The organism is Thermococcus indicus (assembly GCF_006274605.1).
Lineage (GTDB): Archaea > Methanobacteriota_B > Thermococci > Thermococcales > Thermococcaceae > Thermococcus > Thermococcus indicus.
On the sequence record NZ_CP040846.1, the window covers coordinates 1,776,931 to 1,799,617 of the forward strand.

Below are 22,687 nucleotides of genomic sequence, written 5' to 3' on the forward strand. Positions count from 1 at the left end.
AATATGGTGAGGTGATTCCATGATAGTGCTCGAAAACGTGAGGAAGACCATTAGAGGAAAGGAAGTCCTCCGCGGGATAAGCCTGACTGTGAAGCCCGGCGAAATCCACGCCTACCTCGGCCACAATGGAGCCGGCAAAACAACAACCTTCCGCCTGATTCTCGGCATCCTCGTCCCGGACTCCGGCAGGGTAGAAGTCCTCGGCGTCAATCCCCTCAAGAACCCGGAGGTGAGGGCCAAAATCGGCTACCTGCCCGAGTACGACCTCCTCTACCCAAACCTCACGGTTCTTAACAACCTCAGGCGCTACGCCCTGCTGAAGGGAGTTTACGATGAGAAGGAGCTTAAGGACCTCATTGAGTTCTTCGAGCTTGAAGGGTACGCTAAAAAGAAGGTCTCAGCCCTCTCAAGCGGGACCCGGAGGAGGGTTGCGATGGCGAGGGCCTTCCTTGGGAGTCCAGAGGTTCTAATCCTCGACGAGCCCACGAGGGGCCTCGACCCCGAATGGAGGCTTAAATTCAAGCGGTTTTTGGGGGAATACGCGCGGGAAAACAACGCCTCAGTTATTTTCTCGACGCACATACTGAGCGATGTCGATGAGGTGTGCGAAAACGTCACTGTAATCATGGAGGGCAGAATACTCTTCTCGGGAAGCCTTGGGGAGTTCAAAGAACTCGCCCCAAGCGGCGAGACTGTCCTCGTGAAGGTGGCAGAAGTGAAGGGGGCCCTTCGGGTGCTTAGGGAAAACGGTTACTCACCCGAGCTGAGGGGTGAGTACATAGTGCTGGAGGACGCCGAGTCTCCGGAAATCAACGCCCTCCTCGTGGGGGCCGGCCTGAAGGTTGAGGAGGTTAAGAGAAAGGAACCGAGCCTTGAGGAGGTTTACACCATGCTCCACGGGAGGTTGGCACAATGAAGCCCCGGGAAGTGGCACTCTGGAAGTTCCTTAAACCTTGTCTTCCCGGATAATGAGTTCATCAGTCTCTTCCTCCGGGCCATGCGGGTGGTCAGAACAGAAAACGCCGAGGCGTTAATAAGGCACGTCCTTAATAAGATGGGCAGGTTCAGCATAGCCGGGTGAAAGTTGAGGACGGGGGTTTAATTTTCTCCCCAATTAGTCCAGAATTTCGTAGCTTTTGACTGCTGAGCTCTTCTCAAGCTCCTCAAGCCGTGACGTTATTTCAATGTATATTATCGTACACTTTTAGAAATCGCTCCTTTGGTTTTGGCAGTAGTAGTCCGTTTCCGTGGGGATTCTTTCTAAGCAGATATATCGTATGATCCGCTGTTGTCACCTCCATGGTAAATGTCAAGAAACGGCACCATTCTTCTCCACCCTCTTCTGTGATGGCTTAATTACACAGTCTGGGACTTAAATGGCTTTCCTGCTTGGAGGAAGGTTTAAATAACATAATCGCGATTATATAACCATGATTACGCATAGGTTCATTGACAGGGAGGAGGAGCTGAAAGCCCTGAGGAACGCCTTTGAAAGGGGAGCACTCATCGTCGTCTACGGCAGGAGGAGGGTCGGGAAGACGAGGCTCCTCGTGGAGGCGTCAAAGGACTTCAAGACCCTCTATCACCTCTGCAAGGAGGAAGAGGTCGGTGAAACCCTGAAAACGCTCAACGCAAAGCTCCTCTCCCTCACGGGTGACGTTTCCCTCCTAAAACATCCAATTCGCTCCTTCGAGGAGTTCTTTGAGAGGGTTCCCGATGATGCGGTGGTCATCTTTGATGAGTTCCAGATTCTTGCCAAAAACCATCCAAGAATCCTCGGGGTGATTCAGGAGCACCTCGACTTCAGGAGAAGCGGGAGCATCGTCCTCTGCGGCTCAAGCATCTCGATGATGGAGGAGCTTGTTTCCTACGGGAGCCCAATCTACGGGCGAAGAACGCTCTCGCTGAAGGTCAAACCGCTGAAGTTCCGGCACATCGGCGGGTTCTTTCCAGGTTACAGCCTTGAAGACCTCGTCAAGGTCTACGGCATGGTCGATGGAATCCCCGAGTACCTGCTTCGCCTTGACCCGTCCCTTTCCCCTGAGGAGAACGCACGCGAGGAGTTCTTCGGCAGGGGCTTCCTCTATGATGAGGCCGAGTACCTGCTCCGCTACGAGTTGAGGGATTTGAGCACCTACAACACAATCCTTGAGGCGATAAGCTACGGGCACCGCTCCTTTGGTGAGCTAAGGAACTCCACCGGAATCGACGGTTCAAAGCTCACCAGATACCTTAGCATACTCATCAACCTCGGTATCGTCGGTAGGGAAGCGCCGGTGACGGAGAAGCCGAAGAAGCGGACGAGGAACTCCCGCTACTTCATAGCGGACAACTACTTTGCCTTCTACTACACCTTCGTCTACCCCTTCAAAGAGAGCATAGAGCTCGGCCTTCCGGAGGATGCAGTTGAAAACTTCGAGAGGAACTTCAACCGCTACCTTGGCTCCGTCTTTGAGGGGATAGCAAGGGAGTTTCTGATTGAGCTCAACAAAGCTCAAAAATTGCCTTTCCGCTTCACGAAAATTGGAAGATGGTGGAGGAAAGGAGAGGAGATTGACCTGGTGGCGTTGAATGAAAGGGAGAGAAAGGCCCTGTTCGTGGAAGTCAAGTGGAAAGACCTCAGCGGGCGGGAAGCGCGGGGGATTTTGAGGGACTTGGAGAGAAAGGCCGAGCTCGTGGGACTCGATGAATGGGAGAATTTTTACGGGCTGGTGGCCAAGGATGTTAGGGGGAAAGAAACCCTCAACAGCGAGCGTTTTTCGGTCTGGGATTTGAAGGACTTTGAGGGCCATTCAATCAAAAGTTGAAACTACGGTGAGATTATCCCTTTTTTCGCCAATCCCCAGAACATCACTCCAGACACCAAAAACAGGGCTAAGCTAACCGCATACGGTAGCGTCGCGTGGACGCTCGCCAGAGCGCCGACAACAAAGGGCGTGAAGAGGTCGAGGAGCTTCCGGTAACTCGATATAGCCGCGTGGAACTCACTAGCCTTCTCTTTCGGAATCAGTTTGAACATCCAGGAGCGGTAGAAGGGGAACCAGAGGGTGTTCCCGAAGTCGCCGAGGGCATACACCACCAGCGCCAGCCAGAAGGGCGGTGAGAGGGCCATTACCAGCGCGTAGACCGCATTGATGAACATCCCTATCCCAATGACCTGGAAGCCTCTCCCCTTTGGAACCCTCTCGCTGGCATAGGTTCCTATTATCGAGGCTAGACTGCTCGCACAGGCTATCAGCGTCACCTCAAAGACCGTTTTGTGGAGCACGAAGACGACGTAGTTGATGAGCACCAGCTCCGGGGCGAGCGCCCAGGCGAGCGTTAGTAAGGCCTCGAAGGCGAGGAGAACCTTGAATTCCCCCACCTTAAACGTGAAGCCCTCTGGCGTTACCCTCTCCTCTTTGCCAACCGAAGGCAGGAAAAACCAGATGTACGCTACTGTAACGGCTGAGAATAGGCCGAAGAAGATGAAGGCCCAGCGGTAGCTCTCCGGGCCTGGATAAACGTAGCCGAAGATGTAGCCGAGAATCGGGAAGGTTATTAGGCGGGCCATCTCCGGCAAACGGAGGTGCCAGGCGAATATCTCCTCATACTTGTCCTCAGGATAGATTATCTGCTCGTATGCACGGTAGAGGGGGTAGAGCACGGTTGAAAGCTTTTCCACAGTCCTTCCGACGAAGAGGATAACTGGGGCAATTGCTCCTTTCGCGAGGCCATACAGAACGTAGGCGATGCCGTCTAAGACGTCTATCGCGATGAGGCCCTTCTTGATGTCCCAGCGGTTGAAGAGCCGGCCGAAGAGGTAAGTGAGAGGGATAGCGACGATGTTGACCGCCGTAAAGAACGCTCCGACCTCAAGGACGGAGTAACCGGTCTCCATGAGGTAGAGCGGGAAGAGTATCCAGACTATCAGGCCGGGAGCGATGAGTGTGTGGTAGAGCATGTACGCTTTGGCTTCCCTCGGAATCTCGCTCCAGCGCATCTGAAGCCCCGTTCATATTTTTCGGAGGTCTTTTAAGGTTTAACGCTGATTCTTGAATGAGTGATTCCATGCTCAGGGGCATCGGCTACCTCCTCTCCATAACGCTCGTGCTCTACGCCCTTTCCTCGCTCTCTAAAGGGCAGGGATTTTTTGCAACGTCAGTTGGGCGGCTCTTTGGGCTTCTTGTGGCCATTCTGCTGGCATATTTCATCTCCCGAATTTTCTATGGCCTTCCCTTGGACTGGGGAGCTGACGGGAAGAGCCTATCCCACGCCGTGGCACTCATGTTCCCCCTGTACGCGTTCTCCTTTGTGGCCGTGCTCTACTTCGGCGCGGAGAGATTCATGGACATGGCCAGGCCGGGTTTTGTGGACGAATGGAGCCTCTCACTGATTCCCTATTCCCTCGCCTTCTGGATTCTGAGCGGGATTCTGACGGCGTTCTCCTACGATGCGGTGCCCTACGAACTCTTCGGTGAACGTGGGAGAACCGCTGGAATAGCCGGCGCCACAGTCGTCTTTGCCCTCAACTACAACCAGCCCCTGCTTACGGGCTTCTGGAGGCCGGAGGACATAGTCTTCTTTGGGGCGGCCTTTGCCTACTCCTATTCGGTCAACGGGAAGGCGTCTTCCCTCGTCATTGCCTATCTCATCTCCGAGCTCCCTCTGTGGTGGTGTCTCCTCTATCCGCTCGGGGGGACAGTCTTCGTCGGCTACATGACGGCGCGGTTTCTTCTCTCTGCCTGCTTCCTTTTCAGGCATTTGGCGTAAATCAGCGCCGGCTCGCCCCATTGGGGATAGGGGTCGATCAGGGCTATCCTCACAAATCCATTCCACTCGTAGAAGCGCCTTGTCTCGTCGTAGGGTTTGTAGGTTAAATCGCCCGAGCTCTTGACGACGAGGAGCTCGAAGCCCCTCTCCCTCGCCCATCCCTCAACGAAGCGGAGCATTTCCGTCCCGATTCCTTTTCCTCGGTGCTCCCTCCCCACGGCCATCCAGAGGATTTCAAGGGCTTTTCCGTTGAGCGGTTTGATGGTAATGAAGCCGAAAACCTCTTCCCCTTCAATGGCGATGAAGGTCGTCTCTCCCATCAAATCCCGCTCCATTGCTCTGAGGCCGGCCTCGTTGAACCACTCTGGGAGCTCGCGGGCTATTTGAAGGCATTTTTCTATATCGTCCTCCCCTACAGCCGTGACGATGTTCAATGCACTCACCAATTTGATTCCTCAAGAAGCTTTAAATGGAGTTTCCCCAAGTTTAGTGGGCGGTCGGCGTGTTGAAAAAACTAATTCCACTCACGGCTTTTTTAGTGGTCCTTCTGCTTATCCTCGGACTGCTGTTCATCAACCAAACACCCAACCTTCCGCCCTGCGAGGACAATACCACGTACGCCCTTGCCCCTGGCGCTAACGGCTCTCTCGGCGTCCTGATAGTCTACATGGACCCGGGTATAAGCCACGGGCGGGCGGAGGCGGTTTTCGACGCGGCGAAGAAAGCGGGTGCAAAGTGGGTGAGGATAGGCTTTATCTGGGCGCTGGCGGAGCCCTTGCCAGGCGAATACAACTTCACAGAGTTCGACTGGATAATCAACGCCGCCCTGGAGAGGAACCTCTCCGTGCTTCCCGTTGTGATGTTCACGCCGAGGTGGGCCTCGGGACGGCCAAACGCGAAGGACTACTACCTCTATCCACCGGCCAGGGGCGAATATCTCCGGGATTTCGCAAAGGCCATTGCCACGCACTACAGGGGAAGAATAACCCACTGGGAGCTCTGGAACGAGCCGGACATGCGGGGCTTCCTCAGAGACCTCGACGGGGACGGCTCGACCGCCGACGAGTACGCGGAGATGTTGGCTTACTTCCACAGCGGCATAAAGGCCGGAGACCCAAATGCAGGGGTCGTTCTCGGTGGACTTGCCAATTCAAAGGTCGAACCCTCCTGCGAGAAGGACTACCTCAGAAAGCTCCTGAGCGACCCGGACTTTCCGGCCGGGAAGAACTTCGATGTCATGAACATCCACACGAACTTCCGGAGTCCGCGGGAGATTATCGAGGAAATCCGGGAGACCCGGGCGACTCTGGAGGAGTTCGGCCTCGAAAAGCCCCTCTGGATAACGGAGGCGAGCTACACGCCCGTTAGGAAGTTCCAGACTCTGCCGTGCTATTTAGGAGATGAGGGATTTGACCGCTACGTCCACGATGCACTCGTGGTGGAGCTGAACGAGGGTGCCGAGGTGGTCTTCTGGGCGGCCCTCCACGACTACGGGAGCGACCGGCCGGAGAGCGACCCCTACAAGCATTCCGGACTCTACACCTACGACCTGAAGCCCAAGAGGGCGGCGGAAGTATTTAAAGGGTTAAGCAAGGAGCTCGGAAATTAACGCCGCTCCAGCCACTTTTCCAGAGCATTATTGGCAAGCCTTAGGAGCTCTCCTTTCGTTCCTCCCTTTTTGTAAAACTCCTCCAACAGCTCCATGAAACGCTTTTCCTCCTCTGTGAACTTCTCGCCCTTCCAGCGGAAGATTCTGAACCTCTCACCGAGCAACTCTACCGTGTGGAATCCGCTATCCCTGGGCGTCGGCTCTAAATCCTTCACGAGCTCGATGGTGTTTATTGTGTCGTAGCCGAGCCTCTTCCAGAAGGCTATCGCATTCCTGTCCTGGGGTAGGACAAAAAGGTAGAGCGCCGAGTCCCACTTCAGCACCTCTTCCTCTGTCTTTTTCACGAGTCCTCTGCCTATTCCTCTCCCTCTGAACTCTGGCCTCACGTATATTTCCTCCACCCAGAAGGACCCTTCCCTGCTCGAAACCCTGATGAAGCCTATTGCCTTTCCTTCATCGAAGGCGAGGAATATTAAATCGCCCCTTTTGAAGTAGTGCACCGCCTCGGCCCTGTATTCTGCCTCTGCATAGGGGCTCCAGCCCTGCTTAGCCCTCAGCTCCTTGAAGAACTCAATGTACAGCTCCTGGAAGTCCCGAAGGTGTTCCTCATCGAGACGGAGTATCTCCATTATCTTCACCTCTCAGGGCTATCTTCTTCCTGAAAACCAGGACGTTAGGCTCCTCGGTCTCGTCCCAGAGGTGGAGGCCGAGCCTCCTCAGTCCCGGCAGGAGCGGTTTAACCCCGCTCGGAAGCATCAGGTCGAACTCTTTCTGGTTCCTCTCATTGGCCACCCATGCCATCGCCGGGAGCATCGCTTTAAGCGTGGCTAAGCCAACGTCAAGGGGAGTGAAGGTCGTCCCCTTCTTTGAGACGAGGAAGCGGAAGCCGTTGAAGTCGTAGAGCTCCGCGTTTCTCTTAATCCACTTTAGGGCCCCCTCGCTTCTCCTCACGAAGCGCCAGCCGACTGGGATGATCCCGAGGGTTAGGTCCTCCAAAGTGGGCTCGACTCTCTCCGGCTCTTCTAGCCCAAGATCCTCTGTTTTAGCCCCGAGGACGAAGAACTTGGCCTTAACCTGAAAGCCCGTCTTTTCAGCCATCGAGATGCTCTCACGGTTGAGGAAGTAGGTCGCGAACTCCAAAGCTTCAATTCTTCCCCCTTGGGCGAGCCTTTCGCCGAGTTCGAGCATAAAGTTGTGGAGCTTTCTCCCATACCCCCTGCCCCTGTGATCCGGGTGAACCCTCAAACCCTCAAGCCAGCCGACCTTTCCAGGCAGGAGGGTTAGCTTTGCCGTCCCGATGACCCTTCCGTCCAGCTCAAGCACGTAGAAGTAGCCGTCTCTAAGCCATTCGTCAAAGACTCTCGCCAGGTAGTCATCCCCACTCCAGGTCAGCCTTGCAATCTCCTCGATGAAGGGCTTATCCTCGGGCCTTGCCTCGCGTATGAGCGGTTCCATGTTATCACCAATGATGGTTGGGGAAACCTTTTAAGGCCCTTTCCCAATTACGCTCGGTGGTGTTAATGAGGCGCATCGCGTCGCTCATCCTCGCCGTGCTCTTGGTCATTGCTGCCGCCCTCAGTTACTCGTACCACCGGCAGGAAAGAGGACTCAAGACCGCCGTGAATGGGCTGTTTGAGGTTTCAAACACCGCCCTCTTCTGCCTTGAGGACATGGACGCCCTCGGAATCATGCTCGAGAGCAACGTGAGCAATGACGTCCTCCGGGAGAGGCTGAGCAGGTACGATTACTGCTCTATGATGCTGGAAAAGGCGTCTTTCTCACTCTACTCCATAAATAGGGAGAGGAGGTACTGGAAGCTCCATGTGGCGGCCAGTAACATGGAGGTCTACTTCCACACGGCCATGAACAGTCAGAATCCCCGGGAGAAACTACCCGAGAATGTGGAGCTTATCACGGAGATATCCCGGGAAATAAACGCGATACTCCAGAACGGGGGAGTGGAAGGGCTGAGTGATGCCCAAGCGGAAAAGCTCTTCAATCTGACCCAATCCCTCTCAGGTTAAATCTTCCTAGTTCACGAGGTGTTCCATGGATTTCACTGAAATCTGTAATTGACTTTACTGATACCGCTACCCTACAGACCTCGGACTCTCTTAAGCGCTTGGTACAGAGTCTTTCCCAACAGGAATGAAACAACAGGCATAATGTATGCTCCAACTATCAGTACCAGACTGTTATCACTGTAGCCAGAATGATTGGAGAGTGAACTAATGACAAATGCAAACACTAATGTTATCAACGGGATGACCAGTGCCAGTATCCCGAATTCTTTAAGAGATACTTTTGTTTTCCATAGAAATATTAGCGTAAACACTAAAAGTAGCAGTGTGGGATAGACGAGCTCATAACTTCCCCTGACCAGGTACCTTCCTGAAATCGGATCGTACTGCACTGAGATTAAGGGAATAGCATCCATGGCGTGAGGATAGTACTGGGCGAGCTTATCTATTCCCAGTATTGTAATTGACCACAGAGGGGATGCAAAGAGCAAAAAGAGGACAATTTTCCAGTAACCCTTCATGGCTGTTCACCATTATCTCAAGGACGTTTTCTTAATTTTTGTTGCATACCCATCATTGTACGGATTGGAGATGTAGTTGTAGAGGTAGTAGTAGTCTGGAGTTATGACCCATGGTGAGGAATAGTATGACCAGACCTTTTCTTCAGCTTGCTCAAAGGAGATGACGTCATGATCTCTGTCTTCATAATGGGCAGAGCCAATAACTTTTCCGTTATATATCACCCATAGCCTTATGTGGTATCTCGGCCCGAGTGTTCTAGTGGTGGCCATGTCGTCTCCTTCTTCCCATCCACTGCCTCCATATTGAGGTGGATCATAGATGTATTGACTGGATGCTACCACCCAATCATACCATCCTGCATTGCCAAGTACTTCCTTAACCTCACTCTTTGTCCCACCCTCCCAGACTATGTTCACAGGATCTGCTTTTTCATAGTAAATATGACAGATAAGATACCCACATGACTCTAATTTCTTCCAAGTCCACCTTGGTAGATATGGATACGACTTCCACCATTGGAATGGATCGTCGCTTGTGGTTATGACTGTTGTTTTATAGTAGATCCTTTTTATAGTTTTACCTATACCCAGAGAGTGTGCCTCTAGTGGATAGAGTTTTGCCAGAGTTTTCATGTCTATCTTAACCTTTTCAACCCTTGAAAGTTTGTTGACTCCAAATTTGGCTTTTAGCTTATCTCCAGTATATTCAATTCGCTTGACAAGCTCCCCGTTTTTGTATGTGAGCTCTTCAACAACAAGTACTCTGACGGTATGTTCTTTTGCCCATTCTTCCCAGGAATCCTCGGATTTGCCTGCCGCCACAGAGCTAATGAAGCTTAAAACCACTACGCCCAGCAGCAAGATGCTTACTAATTTCCAACGCATTAGTATCACCCCAGTAGCTTTTCACATTATTATAGACAGTTCTGGATTATTTAAGTTTTCCTCTAATTAACGTAAAATAAATTTAAAAAATAAGTAAGCTGTAAAACGCTTCATTATCTGAAATGGGAAGATATTAAGACAGAAAAACTCCAGAAAGTTACCAAAAACTGAAATTTATTGTGAACTCTGGGATTATACTCAAGAAATATGATAGCAGGTGCTCCTTGAAGCGTCATGTGGTATCATAGAGTTTTATACGCTGGGCCCTTTAAGGATATATCGAAGTGAAAACGTTGCCAAGAACGCCAGCACTGTGGTTATACTCGTGGCTAAGAAAACTTTCAATCCTCCTTCAATCAGCCACGCAAAGACCAGCTGCGAGAGAGGAATCACCAGCGTTGCGAGAGCATCAAAAACTCCCCTCGCAGTTCCAAGGCTCTTTAGAGGGATGAACTTCTGCATCAGGCTGTCGAAGGAGACGTTGAGGAGCTCCCCACCAAAGCCGAGCAGAAAGACCGCAGGGAACAGCGCTATCACCGCCGGAACGCCGACGATGAGAAGTGCAAGGCTCTGGATGAGCATTCCGAGGATCAGCGGCCTCTTTATTCTACCCAGCCTTTTGGTGGCCAGGTAGGTCAGACCAGCCGCCGCAATCAGACTTCCAGCTGTCGTGAGAGACTGGAGAAGGCCGTACAGAACCCTGCCCTTTGCTAGCTCCCTCAGCGAGGCGAAGACGAATATCCTGAAGGAACCTATAGCGAAGTTGAAGAGCAGCACCGAGGCGAGTATTCCAACTACGAGCCTTTTGCTGATCTGCAACCGCTTCTCTTCTCCCCGTTCAGCGGTTCCTTCGCGCTTCACCTCGATGTTCAGGTAGGGGAGGAGCGTGAGCGCGCCGATTAGAAGGAGAACCGCGTCGAGGAACATTGCCCCGATTCCGAAGCGATACGCTAAGAATCCGGCCAGTGGAAACGCCACCAGGGAGACCCCCGTTCCCCACAGTCGCCAGCGCCGCGTTCAGCCCCTGAAGCTCAGACTCGTCAAGGGTCATCGAGGCTACCAACGAGAAACCGTAGTAGCGGTGGAGGATGTCGAGGGCTGAAATACCCGAGACTATTAGGTAGAAAGCCCAGACGTTCGAGGAGAGCGGCACTATGAGAACCGCCAGCAGGGCTTGAAGGATGAGCGCCAGAAAGGCCAGCCTCACCTTTTTGGCCGTTCTATCGAGAGTTCTTCCGAGGATTGGAGGGAGAATAACCCACGGCAGGTGAGTGAAGAGCGCAAAACCGCCGATGCTCACCAGCGAGCCGGTTGTGTCCAGCAGGCTCCAGGGTAGGGCGACGCTTTCCACTGCATCCCCGATGATTCTGAGAGATGATGTGAGCATGTGCAGGCGGTAGAGGGTTTGCCTCATGAAAACGGGTCAGAGGGAGAATTTAAAAGAATTGTGAAATAGAATTCATACGGGATTCAAAATGGAGAAGTGAGACTTTGACGGCTGGACTGAAAGCTACGATGAGGACGTAAGGAAGGAGGACTGGATACACAGGGACTACTGGAAGGTTCTCAGGCTCGTTACCGAACGAGCCAGAGGTATTGTCGTGGACATTGGTTGCGGCACGGGCAACATACTGCGCTTCCTTGACTCAGAAAGCTACATCGGTGTCGAGCCTTCAGGGGGTATGCGTGAGAAGTTCAGGGAGAAGCACGGCTTTGAACCGCTTGACGGCCACTTCTTGGCACTTCCCCTGCCTGATGGAGTAGCTGACACTGTAATAACGACCTACGCCTTTCACCACGTGCCAGATAAACAAAAGGAGGACGCAATAAAGGAGATGCTCCGCGTTCTTAAGCCCGGCGGGAGAATCGTCATCGCCGACGTGATGTTTGAGTCAGAGGAGGAAAAGATGAGAATCGGGGAGGAGGACGATCTAAAGGAGGAGATAGAGGACGAGTACTTTGCGACACTTGAACACCTGCAGAAAATTTGTGGAAAGCTTGGGCTGGAGTGCTGGTTCGAGAGGATAAACAGATACGTCTGGATTGCCGAACTGCTCACCCCTGACCGGAAAGGCTAAAGGATTGACCACCCTATGGAGGATCATGCCCGATGAAGACCTTGCCAGGGAAGTTCAGGAGCTCAGGAAGGCACTTGAGGAGCTCAGGGAGAGCTTCGCCGTCGTTTCCCAGATGGCGCAGGCCTACCTTCGGCTCATCAACATATACGCCCAGTACGGTGGGCTCAGAATAGACCTAGTTGTCCCGGAGGTCAGGAGCGACCCGATAGCGCGTGAAATCGTCCGGATTCTCTTCGACCTGAAGAGGGCCAACGTGAGTCAGATAGCGCGGGAGCTGAAGGGAAGGCGCGGAAAGGCCTCACGGAACACCGTCAGGGCGAAGCTTAGGGAATTGGTTGAGCTCGGCATCGTCATCGAGGTTCCTGGTGAGAGGGGGAAGGTCTACGCTCTCTCCCGCGAGGTGGTCAAAAAGTGGCTCGAAATGATCGGAATGCCGATTAGGCTTGACCACACTAATGATTATTGAGGTGGTTGATATGGTGGATGAGAAGATGGGAGTCCCGAAGAAGCTGGAGGAGCTCCTCGACGAGCTGGTCGAGGGGATAAGGAACGCAAAGACCGAGGAAGAGGTCGAGCTCCTCAAAAAGAAGGCCGAGATCGTGGAAGATCTCATCGAGACCTACGAGGGCGACAAGGACCTCGAAAAGATACCGGCCATCATGGACAAGGTTGGAGACATGATCGAGGACATCCTCCAACCGCTCAAGGAGCTCCTTAACGAGCTCTACAGCCCGGAGAGAGTCCAGGCTATGGGCAGGAGCGTGGCGGAGTTCTACAAGAACCTGGCCGAGGCAGGGATGGACAAGGAAGCTGCCCTTGAGCTGACGAAGGAGTACATGGACGCGATAAATCCCGGCAAGAAACTGATGGAGATGTTCGGTGGGTTTATGAAGATGGGCAACCACGGGGGCTGGATGGACTTCCACGGACCCAGAAAACCGGAAAATGGGGAGGAGTGAGCTTGGGGCTCTTTCGCTTTTTTCTTCGACTGCCCATGATAGCGTTCAGGATGGCTGGTCTGGTCAGGATAACGAACCGGGCGAAGCGCCATTTTAGGTGGGCACTTCTCCGTGAAGGTCTTCCGGGCGAGGTCGTGGAGGAGCTGGTTGGAGAGCTTGACCCGTCCGCGCCGCTCAGGGAGACGCTTTTAAGACCTTCTGGGAGACAATAGTCTATTTATCGCCAAATCCTCCTTTCAAGTTGTTTTGGTGTGTTGTTTGTAGTTCCTTGTGAACCGTTCGTAGATCAGCTCGTCGAGGTATTGCCCGTTACTCCATACGTGCTCTCTCAACCTGCCGGCAAGAGTGAAGCCGTTCTTCTCAAGAATTCGGATTGATAGCGCGTTGTCCTCGTGCACCTTGGCCCAGACCTTGCGGAGGTTGAGGTGAACAAAGGGGTCTGTCCGTCGTGAGTTTTTAGGGAGGAACGTGAGCGAACGTCCTCCCGTTTAAGTCCACCCCCACGACGGACTTGGGGTTCATCAGCCTCAACTCCCCTCCGGGTTCATCGGGGAGTAAATCATCGGCCTCACCCCCGCTCAGGGCGACCCCAAGTCCCCGCACGAAAACGTTGAACGCTCCAACAAACTGCCTATCGGCCTTAAACCCGCAGTTGGGACACTCCACCAGCCCGTTTCGGGACTCTAACCTACTCCCACACACCGGGCAGGTGGAAGAAGTGCCAGCAGGATTAACAAACTCAACCGGAGCACGATAAGAGAGTTTTTGAACAATCTTACCCCAAGTCGAGCGGGAAAGTTTTCGATTAAACTTCCTCGAACCATTCTCCAACATTTTAAACTTGCTCAAATCCTCGAAGATGAAAACTACGTCTGGAAACTCCCTTGAGAGCTGAACGGCGAGTTTGTTAAGATAATCCTCAATCCTGTTCCTCCTGCGTGCATAATACTTCTTCAAGAGTCTTCCAATCCTCTTTGGAGCCTTCCTCTGGACACTCTTGAGTTTGTCAATAACCCCGTCGTAAGTTTCTGCAATTCTGTGCAGTTCGCTCAAATCCACCTTAATCCAGCCCTTCTCCGGATGATAAACGTCGAGACTCATAAGATTGCTGTCAATCCCGATTTTAACCCGCCTGTCGAACTCAACTTCCTTCGAGAAGGTGAGGTAAACGTCTTTCTCCCTGATTATCAGCTCGCCAACCTTCCAGTCTTTAATCCTTTCGTAGAACCACTCGTTGGAATAGTCGAGTTCAAGGTATTTCTTTCTCGGTTTAACGGTTATCCTGATTTTTGAACCTTCAACCTTCATCAACGTGATTTTAACTCGAACGAACTTTCTCTTCACGACTGGTTTCTTTCTCTTCCTCCGTCCTTTCAGGTAGTTTTGCCTCCAGCTCTCAAGGATTGAGTAGGTGGTTTTTATCACCGAGTCAACGTAGTGTTTGGCAAAAATCCAGTCCTTGAGGAGTTTATTTCTCAACTCCCTTTTGAACTCGTTGGATTTTGGAAAATAAGGGATTAATCGAGTGGTTTCATAATACTTGTATTTTCCGTTTCCGATGGGGTAGCGGTGTTTTGCCTTCTTCTCCTTCCAAGTCGTGTTCTCCCAAATTTCATCAATTGCTCGCTGGAGGAGTTTTTGATACTCCGTGAGGAGGTCTTCAACACTCCAGTTGTGATTCATCTTGTAGGTGAGGACGATTTTCACTCACTCTCGACCTCCTTGATGAGTTTTTTAGCACCTTCTTTGAGTTTTTTGTATTTGTGGGAACGAGCTCCGTAAAGTTTACCCGCAAAGTGGCTGATTATGGTTATCAAGTCCTCGATGAGTTCTTCTTTTGGGGTTTTGTCCTTCTCGTTGAGGGCGATTATTTCTGCCCCGTGTTGCTGGAAGAAGAATTCGAGAGTTTTGAATCCAAAACGGGTGAGTCTGTCGGGGTAAGTGATGATGACTTTTGAGACTTCTCCTTTGGCGACTAATTCGAGGAGTTTGCGGTAGTTCTTCCTGTTTTCGTTCAGGCCAGAGCCGATGTCCTTGAGGATTTGTATTTGCCAGCCTCTTTCTCCTGCGTATTCTTTTATCGTCTTGATTTGTAGTTCTAAATCGTCTTTTTGCGTGTGGCTGGAGACCCTTGCGTAGCCGATTATCAGGCCTTCTTCGGGTTTTATTCCGAGAAGGCGTTTGATTTCGCTCTCTGGTATTCTCCTCCGTCCACCGGGGGTTCTGATGACTTTGATTTTTCCTTCCCTGTCCCATTTTTGGATTGTTTTCGGGTGGACTCCGAGTATTTCGCTCGCCTGTTTGAGCGTGTAGAGTTTCTCTTTCACTACCATACACTCACGTTTAATCACTAAAACTTTTAAACATTTCGCTCAAAAAGAACAGTTGGCTAAGGCATATTCGCAGAGGAGTCTTACAATTTCGGTTCCATAGCCCTTTCCCCGTTCTTCCGGCGAGAGATAGTAGAGTATCTCCCCCCACCTTGCTTGCCAGTTAATCCAGTTGAATCCGGCTATGCCAACGAGCTTTCCGCTCTCGTTTTCTATCACCGCGAAAGTTGGAGTTTTCTCCTTGTTCTTCTTCAGCTCCTCGTAGAACTCCTCCTCTTCCTCCGGCAGGGTGAAGTGGGCCGAGCTGAAGAGGTGCCGAACGGTGCTCCTCCCGTTGAACCACTCCCAGCTTTTGGGGAGGTCTTCCTTGAGGAGTATTGCCAGCGAAACCTTCTCTCCCGTCAGGATTATCGGGCGCATGAAACCACCTCACAGAGCCATGCTGACCAGCCAGATGAAAATCGGAACTTTAAGGCTTCCAGTTTTTTGGGTAGTAGTATAGATCAAGAACGCAAAGACAGTCATGTACACCGCAAGGAGAAGCGCTTCGATGGCGGGCATAACTACGATGTTGAGGGCGTGGGCAGAACCCCAGAGGACGGTGGGCAAGAGAACGGCTAACCTTTGGTTGCCCAGCCTCAACGCCCCAACGTAGAGCAGGTTTACCGCGAGGATTTCAAGCGTGTAGTAAACGTACTCCGAAGCCAGCGAGGCGAGGGCAAGCCATGTGCTCTGGGAAATCCTGAGGTGGTAGTGAAACTCCCGGAGAATCTGAGGCGAGTAGCTTTCCAGGTAGATCACCTCAACCAAGAGAACCGCAAAGACAACGAGCAGTGAAAGTCTCAGCTCCCTTGTACCAAAGCTCCCCTCAGTCAGGTCTCTAAAACTTAGACCGAGCCACCTGAGAAGGGCAATCACGGCCAAGAGCCTCAGGCAGTTTATCGTCCACACCTTTGAGAGGTACACCAATGAGCTCTGGGAAATCCAGGAACCGGTTATCGATTTAAAAACCCACACCACCCCAAGCTCAAGGCCCCATACGACGAAGACGAACCACATAAGAGCGAAGGTGAGGAGCTTCTTCAACTCAACCCCTCCCCGCCCTGAGCTTCAGCTTTATCAGTTGGGTTTCGTTCAGCTCGTTTTTAATCACGAGGTAGAGCCTCTCGTCGTAGGTTCTGAAGTCAAAGGAAACGTTGGCAACATGCCGCCACGAATAGACAGCCTCAAAGTCCAGACCGCTCTTGAACCTCTCCAAGTTTTCTTTGTCGAGAACGTATAGCGAGAAGTTCTTTCCCTCGGCGTGGCCAACTACATGGGTGTTTTTTGGTAGCGATTGGATTTCATACTGGCCCTTGAGGTAGAGCCTGTTCTCGTTGATGTACTGGTATCCGAGGGCGTCCATGATGAGGGGCCCGGCAATCCCGATGAGAACGAGGGCCAGACCAACAATCCCAGCAACCACGACCCTCCTCATGGAACCACCGATGTTACTATGGAAGAGGGTTTTAAAGCTTTACCTGTGAAGTTTAATTCAGTAGTGTCTATGAGGCAAAATCCGCATCGCCTGCCTCTACACGAGGAGCCTTCTCGTAGTTATGGCCATCCATTGGCTCGGGAACATGGTTCCGTAGCTCTAATAAAGTACGAGCGGGCTAGAAAAGTCATTCTGGCAGGAGTGGTCCTTTCCCCCTATCTCCACTGATCTTTTGGGGAGAAACCGTAAAGATGGTCCGCTATCTGAGGGAATTTACTCGCCTTTGGGCTTTTCTGGGGTGCCCTCATCGGAGTTACGGTGCTCACGGTTGTTTATGCGAGAATTAAACTTCTCAAAAAACTTAAAAAGATACTTGCTCCGATATAAAAAGGTGTTATTCCGATGGATAAGCTGGCAGAAAAGCTCCAGTATCTTGGACTTTTGGGGTTCTTTGGTTTCTTGTATCGGCCCCTCATGCTGCTCTTCCTGTTCTTCCTGGTTCCATGGGTCGCGACACTTTTAAACATCCTCCGGGATGGTGATAGAAAAAGGGAGCACTGGATCGAGCTTCAGATTTTGCTGATTTCTCTCCTTAACCCGTTCATTTTCCGTCAGACGTTTCTCCATTCCATCGGTCAGCTCTTGGCCATGAGGAAGAGTCACCCATCACCCGGTGAATACGTGCAGAAAACTGAACTCTACCTGCCCTTTGAGGGTTTCTGGACGGCAGAAAACGGCGGAATAACAAAGGAAGAGTCCCATTCGTGGGAAATAATCAACCAGCGCTACGCCTACGACTTCCTCGTGAAGGACGAAAACGGAAAGACGCACCGAGGAAGCGGAGAAAACCTCGAAGACTACTACGCCTATGGGAAACCAGTATTGGCTCCTGCCGATGGTGTAGTCACAGAGGTTCGGGATGGCGTACCAGATAACCCACCCAGGAAGGTACTCTGGACAATAAGGGACTTCCGCGGTAATTTTGTCCTGATAAAGCACGATGAGGGAGAATACAGCTTTTTAGCGCACCTGAAGAAAGGCAGTGTTTGGGTGAAGCCTGGGCAGAGAGTAAAGAAGGGTGATGTGATTGGCCTCTGCGGTAACTCCGGATTCTCAACCGAGCCGCACCTCCACTTCCACGTTCAGGACAGCCCAAACTTCTTCTCCGGCGTTGGTCTGCCAGTGAAGTTCAGCAGGTTTTACAGGAAGGATAACTCAGGGGTTGTCTTCATCGAGAGGGATTACATCAGAAGGGGCTGGGTCGTCGCCCCTGCGGAGTGAACACGTTACCATATCTTTCCCCCTCACCCCGACCGCGAGGTTCTCTCCTAGAGCCTCAACCCAGCCGTTCTCCCAGAGCTCCCTTACCTTCGGCTCCCCTCCCCCGGAAATCTCAACCACAACGGCCTTTCCTTCAAGCTCGCCCCCAACGAGAAGCTTATCGCCAATTGGTAGCAGTGAGGTTGCCGCTCCCTCGCCGGGAACTACGTCGGCGTTACCAACGCGAACCCAGAAGTTCTCTCCCCGATAGCCGGCTAAGACGAGCTTTCCGTTCCAGCGGCAGGCGATGAATGCTACTCCCTCCGCGAGGGTTTCCTCGCCGAGCGGCTCACCCTCTAGTGTGAACTCGAAGGCCTTAACTTTCCAGCCGCCCTCTTTGACGCTCCCGATGAGGAGAAGGGAATCCTCAGACCGGAGCAGGGCGGTAAAAACGGCATCTTCCCAGCTCCCAAAGTCATTCAGCCAGAGGAGTTCGCCGTCAAGCGAGAGTTTTCCGAGGAAAAAGCCTTTGTCCCCGGGCCTCCCCGTTTCACCGGCGATGAAAACCCCACCTTTGGCCGGAAGAATCGAATAGACTGCTTCGTTGTTTCTGGCGTTGAGCTTCCTCTCCCAGAGGACGTTCAGGCTTTCATCGAGCCTCGCCACGTAGGCCTTCCAGCCCTCACCGCCGTCCGGCGCGGCCTTTCCTTCGACAGCCCCGCCAATGAGGTAGCCGTCGTTTAGTTCTGCTACGCTATGTCCTTCCCAGTCGTTTTCTCCGACCAAAAATCGGGTCTCGGTTATTTCCTCTCCGTTAATCCTCGCGAGCATTGTCCTGTAGTTCCTCCCGTCGTGGACGCTTCCAACGATGAGGTCTTTAGCTATAGCAACTGGAACGGTCTCGAGGCCGAAGGAGTAGGTTCTCATGGGATCCCCTCCAAGGAATTTTTGACTCAACTCCAGGTTACTCCCGAAACCAAATTTACAATGTCGAATTGTTTTTAAGGCTTATCTATGATTAAGAATTCAGGTGATAACATGGACGCCGAAAGGGCCTTGGAGCTTGCACTCTCCCTCGGTGCGGAGTACGCGGAGGTGAGGGAAGAGAGGGTTCTGAAGACGAGGATAACCGCCTCCGAAGATGTAAACGTCTCCACCCGCTCCGCCGGTGGCTTCGGCGTGAGGGTTCTCGCGAACGGTTCCTGGGGCTTCGTCTCAGTGAACTCAGAAAAGGATCTCGAGTGGGCGGTTAGGAACGCCGTAAAGCTCGCCGGAATTCGGCGCGGGGGAGTTAAGCTGGCCGAGGTTAGACCGGTTCGCGACACCGTAAGGAGTGGGATAAAGAGAAGGCCCTCCAATGTTCCTCCTGAGGAGAAAGTTGAGGTTGTGAAGGATTTGTATTCTTTAGTTCCCGATGAGGCCGTTTCTCGAAAGGTCGTCAAATACTCCGACTTCTCCGGCTTTAAAAGGCTCACCACGAGCGAAGGAACGGAAATCGAGTGGGAGCTTGAGGGGATTTCCCTTGAGGCCGATTTAACAGCTTTCTCAAACGGGCGGAGCGCGTGGCTCTTCAGCCTGACTGGTTCTATTGAGAGGGGCTTTGAGGCCGTTGACGAGATGCGGGAAAGGGTTCTCGGAGAACTCAAAGGGCAGTTAAAGTGCTTCCTTCACGGGAAGAGGCCGAAGCTGGCCGATGCCCCCGTCCTCCTCTCACCGCGCTTTGCAGGGATGATTGCCCACGAGGCCTTAGGACACCTCGCCGAGGCGGACCAGTTGCCAAACACGCCCCTAGCCGGGAAGCTCGGTGAGAGGATTGCGCCAGAGTTTGTCAGCTTAAGTGACGGGAACGTTGAGAACGGCCACGGAAACGATAGATACGACGACGAAGGCGTTCCGGTTAGGAAGGTCAAAATTCTAAAGAACGGGGTTTTCAGCGAGCCCCTCGTGGACAGGGAAAGGGCCGTTCTACTCGGCATTGAACCAAACGGGCACGCGAGGGCCGAGAGCTACGCCTTCGAGCCGATGGTGAGGATGAGGAACACCTACTTCGAGCCAGGTGACTGGACTTTCGAGGAACTGCTCGAGGAGGTCAAGAACGGCTACTACCTTGTAAGTCCCGGCCCCGGACAGACCGGGCTCGATTCGTCCTTTACTGCTGGCATCCTTGAGGGTTACACAATTAAAGACGGCGAAATAGCTGAACCGATTTTCGGTGCGACAGCGAGCGGAAGGGCTCTTGATGCACTCCCTGGGATTAGGGGGCTTGGGAAGGAGCTCGACTTCGAGAACTCCCACTGCGGAAAGGGCCAGGTGGTGAGGGTGAGCATGGGCGGGCCGCACGTCCTCTTCGAAAGGGGAATAAGGGTGGTGTGAATGGAGAGGGAAGTCTACAGGCTGAGGGAAATGAGAACGGGCGTTTCCCTTGAAGGCCACATTAAGCCCTTCGCTCGAGTTAGGGAGCTCACCGCGGTTAGACTTATCGAGGGCGGGAGGATGGCCTCTGCACTTGTAGAGGGCAGCGATGAGGGTGAAGCTTTAAAGCTTGCCCGCGAAACCCTCCGATTCGCTAAAGAGGAGGACTACCACCTCCCCACAGGATGCAAAGCCCGCTGGGAGAGGACGTTTGAGGCAGACGTCAAAGACCTCGCAGAGGAGCTCTCCTCGCTGGCCGAGGAGCTTGGGAAGCGGGGCCTTCCGCTCTCCGGGACGATAGAGTTCGTAACACGGCACTTGGCAATAGAGAGCACGAACGGGGCAGACGTTGAAGGCTCTTACTCCTTCATGAAGGTCGAGCTTGAAATAGGTGGTAGAGTTCCCTTCTCAATCATGGCCGGCTCCTTTAGGAAAGCCGAGCTTAAAGAACTCCTTGAGCCCTATCTGAACCTCGTGGAGGGTTTAAGGGGGGTTAAGCCGCCAGAAGGGGAGGTCGAGGCAATTTTTGCTCCCACACCCCTCATGGAGCTCCTATTTGGTCCAGTTCTCTGGAAGTTCCGCGGGAGCACTGCACTAAAATCACCAGGAATGGAGGCGAGGGAGGGGGAAACCACCGCATCTTCCCTCGTTACCCTCTTTGACGACCCCCTCGACGGAAACTCGCTCCGGTACGTTAAGGCCGATGACGAGGGTGTTGAGACGAGAAGGAACGTTTTAATCGAGAAAGGAACCGTGAAGGGCCTGCTCTGGGACAGCTACACCGCCTGGAAAGCTGGAAGGGAGAGCACGGGCAACGGAATAAGGCTCGGCGAGAGGATTTTCGACGCTTTTCACAACTTAACGCTTGCCCCAGGGCGAAAAGACCTTGATGCGCTGATAGGGGAAGTCGAGAGAGGCTTTATTGCACTCGGCCTGAGGGGAGCTAATGCTCTCGACCGGGCAACTGGAAACTTTTCCGTCGTCGTGACGCCTGCCCTCATAATCGAACGCGGCGAGATTACCGGCTTTTCTCGCTTTGAACTCAGCGGAAACGTGTGGGAGTTGCTCAAGAACACCACGGGAGTTGGGAGTGAGCTCACGAGAATCTGGCCTGGGGAGGAGGTCTCGTTCTCGCTCCCCTTCCTGAGGGCGGAGGTGGTTCTTTGAGGGATTCGCTGGCCCTCTTCACGGCTCTCTTCCTCATCGTTCTCTTCTTCCTGCCTGCCTACTACATAGGGCCGCTCTACTTCCTCCTCGTCGCAGTTTATCTCCTCTCGCTCTACGCGGTGGAAAGGCTCTGCCCAGGCAGAAGCGTTGTAAAAATTGTTGAGGTGACGTTTTTTCTCACCGTGATGTTCATCATGGCGTGGAAAGCAGGACGTCCACGCTGGGAGGTGCTTGCTCTCGGGGCCATTCTGCTCGCCCTTGAGGCCGCAAAGAACTTTGCCTCGCAGAGAAGTTCTAGATAGTCCTAAAAGGCATTAACAGCACTGCCCTGGAGCACTTTAGGGAGCTTGGCGGGAGCGAGGAGGAGCTCAAATGGATCGTTGCCACGAGGCTTGCCTGGTCTGACCTTTATCTGGACGGGGTTAGACTGAGGCTCAAGCTAATCGAAGAAGTCTCCGAGAGAGCCCTCGGCAGGGCCATTCCCATGGAAAAGAGGCGGACGCGTTCATCATGGTGATGGAGGCTGAAGAATGAGGGTCGCTTTGGTTCCAATGCGCGTTGAAGTTGGGAACTTCGAGGCGAACTGGAGAGAATTCGAGCGGAGGTTCAGCGAGGCATTAACGCACAAACCCGACTTCGTCCTCTTCCCGGAATACTGCCTGACCGGCTTTGCCGAATGGGACTTCAGCGGAGCGGCGCTTTACGGTGATATAGTGGAAAGGGTGAGCGGGCTTGCCAGGGAGGCTGGTGTTTACGTAGTATTTGGACTTTTAGAGCCCTACAAAAACTGTGTCTACAACTCGGCTCTGCTAATCGGCCGGAACGGTGAGGTTCTGCTGAAGCACCGCAAGTTCCAGGAACCGATGAAGTTCTGCACCGGCAACACGGTGAGGACTGCAAGGACTGAGTTCGGAAAAGTAACCATAATCATCTGCGGCGACCTCTACAACAAGAGGATAGCGAAGTGGGTTCGGAGAAAGAAGCCGGACTTCTTATTTGTCCCGATGGAGTACTCGCCGGACTACGGCGAACTCAGGGGGGAAGACGTTGAGACGATGGCCGAACGGGTAAAGTTGCTCGGCGCCAGAACCTTCATCGTAAACAGCTACCCGCCGGGCGGAGCTTGGGTCTTCGACTCCGATGGAAGGCTCTTGGCGTCCTCCAGGGAGGATAAGATTCTGGTTGTTGAGGTCTAATCCGAAACCCTTAAGCCCGG

28 protein-coding genes are annotated in these 22,687 nt (G+C 52.9%); 14 read left to right on the forward strand and 14 right to left on the reverse strand.

Going from position 1 to position 22,687, the window contains the following annotated elements; translation table 11 throughout:
- The first annotated feature begins 19 nt into the window (after positions 1-19).
- Both FH039_RS09560 and FH039_RS09570 read left to right on the forward strand, forming a co-directional pair.
- Positions 20-916 carry an ABC transporter ATP-binding protein gene (locus tag FH039_RS09560; RefSeq protein WP_240703212.1) on the forward strand — a complete coding sequence of 299 codons (897 nt, stop codon included), beginning with the start codon at positions 20-22 and terminating at the stop codon, positions 914-916.
- A 514-nt stretch (positions 917-1,430) separates the two neighbouring features.
- Positions 1,431-2,807, forward strand: a complete 1,377-nt coding sequence (locus FH039_RS09570; RefSeq protein ID WP_139681129.1) for an ATP-binding protein — start codon at positions 1,431-1,433, stop codon at positions 2,805-2,807.
- Positions 2,808-2,809: 2 nt separating this feature from the next.
- Here the strand turns inward: FH039_RS09570 and FH039_RS09575 are convergent, their stop codons facing one another.
- Positions 2,810-3,982 carry an MFS transporter gene (locus FH039_RS09575; protein ID WP_139681130.1) on the reverse strand — a complete coding sequence of 391 codons (1,173 nt, stop codon included), beginning with the start codon at positions 3,980-3,982 and terminating at the stop codon, positions 2,810-2,812.
- Positions 3,983-4,038: 56 nt separating this feature from the next.
- On the opposite strand from FH039_RS09575, the gene FH039_RS09580 reads away from it, so the two are divergent.
- Entirely contained in the window at positions 4,039-4,752 is a 714-nt protein-coding gene (locus FH039_RS09580) for a hypothetical protein (RefSeq protein ID WP_139681131.1), read from the forward strand.
- Here FH039_RS09580 and FH039_RS09585 read toward each other — a convergent pair.
- A complete protein-coding gene (locus FH039_RS09585; RefSeq protein WP_240703213.1) occupies positions 4,695-5,195 on the reverse strand; it encodes a GNAT family N-acetyltransferase in 501 nt (166 codons plus the stop codon). The genes FH039_RS09580 and FH039_RS09585 overlap by 58 nt on opposite strands.
- A 62-nt stretch (positions 5,196-5,257) precedes the next feature.
- Between FH039_RS09585 and FH039_RS09590 the strand changes: the two genes are divergently transcribed.
- Positions 5,258-6,361, forward strand: coding sequence for a beta-galactosidase (locus FH039_RS09590; protein ID WP_168188398.1), 1,104 nt, complete (start codon positions 5,258-5,260; stop codon positions 6,359-6,361).
- On the opposite strand, the gene FH039_RS09595 is transcribed toward FH039_RS09590, so the two are convergent.
- Together FH039_RS09595 and FH039_RS09600 are read right to left on the reverse strand one after the other, a co-directional pair.
- The gene (locus FH039_RS09595; protein ID WP_139681133.1) at positions 6,358-6,990 is read right to left on the reverse strand and encodes a GNAT family N-acetyltransferase; all 633 of its coding nucleotides are present in this window, start codon (positions 6,988-6,990) and stop codon (positions 6,358-6,360) included. The two genes, FH039_RS09590 and FH039_RS09595, sit on opposite strands and share 4 nt — an antisense overlap.
- Positions 6,968-7,816, reverse strand: a complete 849-nt coding sequence (locus tag FH039_RS09600; protein ID WP_139681134.1) for a GNAT family N-acetyltransferase — start codon at positions 7,814-7,816, stop codon at positions 6,968-6,970. Before FH039_RS09600 ends, FH039_RS09595 begins: the two co-directional genes overlap by 23 nt.
- A gap of 65 nt (positions 7,817-7,881) precedes the next feature.
- Between FH039_RS09600 and FH039_RS09605 the strand changes: the two genes are divergently transcribed.
- On the forward strand, positions 7,882-8,385 hold the full coding sequence (locus FH039_RS09605; RefSeq protein WP_139681808.1) for a hypothetical protein: 504 nt from the start codon (positions 7,882-7,884) through the stop codon (positions 8,383-8,385).
- 71 nt (positions 8,386-8,456) lie between these two features.
- Here FH039_RS09605 and FH039_RS09610 read toward each other — a convergent pair whose 3' ends face one another.
- From FH039_RS09610 to FH039_RS12435, 4 genes are all read right to left on the reverse strand, one after another.
- Positions 8,457-8,903, reverse strand: coding sequence for a hypothetical protein (locus tag FH039_RS09610; RefSeq protein ID WP_139681135.1), 447 nt, complete (start codon positions 8,901-8,903; stop codon positions 8,457-8,459).
- Positions 8,904-8,915: 12 nt separating this feature from the next.
- Positions 8,916-9,788 (reverse strand): hypothetical protein, encoded by an 873-nt coding sequence (locus FH039_RS09615; RefSeq protein WP_139681136.1) that lies wholly within the window; start codon positions 9,786-9,788, stop codon positions 8,916-8,918.
- A gap of 252 nt (positions 9,789-10,040) precedes the next feature.
- Positions 10,041-10,724, reverse strand: a complete 684-nt coding sequence (locus tag FH039_RS12430; protein ID WP_240703312.1) for an MFS transporter — start codon at positions 10,722-10,724, stop codon at positions 10,041-10,043.
- Positions 10,627-11,202: an MFS transporter gene (locus tag FH039_RS12435; protein WP_240703214.1), complete on the reverse strand. Its 576-nt coding sequence runs from the start codon at positions 11,200-11,202 to the stop codon at positions 10,627-10,629. Before FH039_RS12435 ends, FH039_RS12430 begins: the two co-directional genes overlap by 98 nt.
- Positions 11,203-11,329: 127 nt before the next feature.
- Here FH039_RS12435 and FH039_RS09625 point away from each other — a divergent pair, with 127 nt between their 5' ends.
- Genes FH039_RS09625 through FH039_RS09640 form a run of 4 tightly spaced genes read left to right on the forward strand, consistent with a single transcriptional unit; the run spans position 11,330 to position 13,037 of the window.
- Positions 11,330-11,866 (forward strand): class I SAM-dependent methyltransferase, encoded by a 537-nt coding sequence (locus tag FH039_RS09625; RefSeq protein WP_276607315.1) that lies wholly within the window; start codon positions 11,330-11,332, stop codon positions 11,864-11,866.
- Positions 11,867-11,891: 25 nt separating this feature from the next.
- Complete coding sequence (locus FH039_RS09630) at positions 11,892-12,332, forward strand: winged helix-turn-helix domain-containing protein (protein ID WP_139681137.1); 441 nt, start codon at positions 11,892-11,894, stop codon at positions 12,330-12,332.
- Between the two features lie 10 nt (positions 12,333-12,342).
- On the forward strand, positions 12,343-12,825 hold the full coding sequence (locus FH039_RS09635) for a hypothetical protein (protein ID WP_139681138.1): 483 nt from the start codon (positions 12,343-12,345) through the stop codon (positions 12,823-12,825).
- Positions 12,822-13,037, forward strand: a complete 216-nt coding sequence (locus FH039_RS09640; RefSeq protein WP_240703215.1) for a hypothetical protein — start codon at positions 12,822-12,824, stop codon at positions 13,035-13,037. Before FH039_RS09635 ends, FH039_RS09640 begins: the two co-directional genes overlap by 4 nt.
- Before the next feature lie 244 nt (positions 13,038-13,281).
- On the opposite strand, the gene FH039_RS09650 is transcribed toward FH039_RS09640, so the two are convergent.
- From FH039_RS09650 to FH039_RS09670, 5 genes are read right to left on the reverse strand one after another with little or no spacing between them, the layout of a single operon-like run.
- Complete coding sequence (locus tag FH039_RS09650; protein WP_240703216.1) at positions 13,282-14,532, reverse strand: transposase; 1,251 nt, start codon at positions 14,530-14,532, stop codon at positions 13,282-13,284.
- On the reverse strand, positions 14,529-15,158 hold the full coding sequence (locus tag FH039_RS09655) for an IS607 family transposase (RefSeq protein ID WP_139681140.1): 630 nt from the start codon (positions 15,156-15,158) through the stop codon (positions 14,529-14,531). The genes FH039_RS09650 and FH039_RS09655 overlap by 4 nt, the downstream gene beginning before the upstream one ends.
- Before the next feature lie 39 nt (positions 15,159-15,197).
- Complete coding sequence (locus FH039_RS09660) at positions 15,198-15,575, reverse strand: GNAT family N-acetyltransferase (RefSeq protein ID WP_139681141.1); 378 nt, start codon at positions 15,573-15,575, stop codon at positions 15,198-15,200.
- Between the two features lie 9 nt (positions 15,576-15,584).
- The gene (locus tag FH039_RS09665; RefSeq protein ID WP_139681142.1) at positions 15,585-16,241 is read right to left on the reverse strand and encodes a hypothetical protein; all 657 of its coding nucleotides are present in this window, start codon (positions 16,239-16,241) and stop codon (positions 15,585-15,587) included.
- A 1-nt stretch (position 16,242) separates the two neighbouring features.
- The gene (locus FH039_RS09670; RefSeq protein ID WP_139681143.1) at positions 16,243-16,632 is read right to left on the reverse strand and encodes a hypothetical protein; all 390 of its coding nucleotides are present in this window, start codon (positions 16,630-16,632) and stop codon (positions 16,243-16,245) included.
- A 402-nt stretch (positions 16,633-17,034) separates the two neighbouring features.
- On the opposite strand from FH039_RS09670, the gene FH039_RS09675 reads away from it, so the two are divergent.
- The gene (locus tag FH039_RS09675) at positions 17,035-17,913 is read left to right on the forward strand and encodes a M23 family metallopeptidase (RefSeq protein ID WP_139681144.1); all 879 of its coding nucleotides are present in this window, start codon (positions 17,035-17,037) and stop codon (positions 17,911-17,913) included.
- Here FH039_RS09675 and FH039_RS09680 read toward each other — a convergent pair.
- Positions 17,848-18,819 (reverse strand): hypothetical protein, encoded by a 972-nt coding sequence (locus FH039_RS09680; RefSeq protein ID WP_240703217.1) that lies wholly within the window; start codon positions 18,817-18,819, stop codon positions 17,848-17,850. The two genes, FH039_RS09675 and FH039_RS09680, sit on opposite strands and share 66 nt — an antisense overlap.
- Before the next feature lie 111 nt (positions 18,820-18,930).
- Here FH039_RS09680 and FH039_RS09685 point away from each other — a divergent pair, with 111 nt between their 5' ends.
- The 4 genes from FH039_RS09685 to FH039_RS09700 all read left to right on the forward strand — a co-directional run bounded on the left by FH039_RS09685 (position 18,931) and on the right by FH039_RS09700 (position 22,667).
- The gene (locus tag FH039_RS09685; RefSeq protein WP_168188399.1) at positions 18,931-20,265 is read left to right on the forward strand and encodes a TldD/PmbA family protein; all 1,335 of its coding nucleotides are present in this window, start codon (positions 18,931-18,933) and stop codon (positions 20,263-20,265) included.
- The gene (locus FH039_RS09690) at positions 20,266-21,471 is read left to right on the forward strand and encodes a TldD/PmbA family protein (RefSeq protein ID WP_139681146.1); all 1,206 of its coding nucleotides are present in this window, start codon (positions 20,266-20,268) and stop codon (positions 21,469-21,471) included.
- Positions 21,468-21,773: a hypothetical protein gene (locus tag FH039_RS09695; protein ID WP_139681147.1), complete on the forward strand. Its 306-nt coding sequence runs from the start codon at positions 21,468-21,470 to the stop codon at positions 21,771-21,773. Before FH039_RS09690 ends, FH039_RS09695 begins: the two co-directional genes overlap by 4 nt.
- A 228-nt stretch (positions 21,774-22,001) precedes the next feature.
- Positions 22,002-22,667 carry a carbon-nitrogen hydrolase family protein gene (locus FH039_RS09700; protein WP_139681148.1) on the forward strand — a complete coding sequence of 222 codons (666 nt, stop codon included), beginning with the start codon at positions 22,002-22,004 and terminating at the stop codon, positions 22,665-22,667.
- The last annotated feature ends 20 nt before the right edge of the window (positions 22,668-22,687 follow it).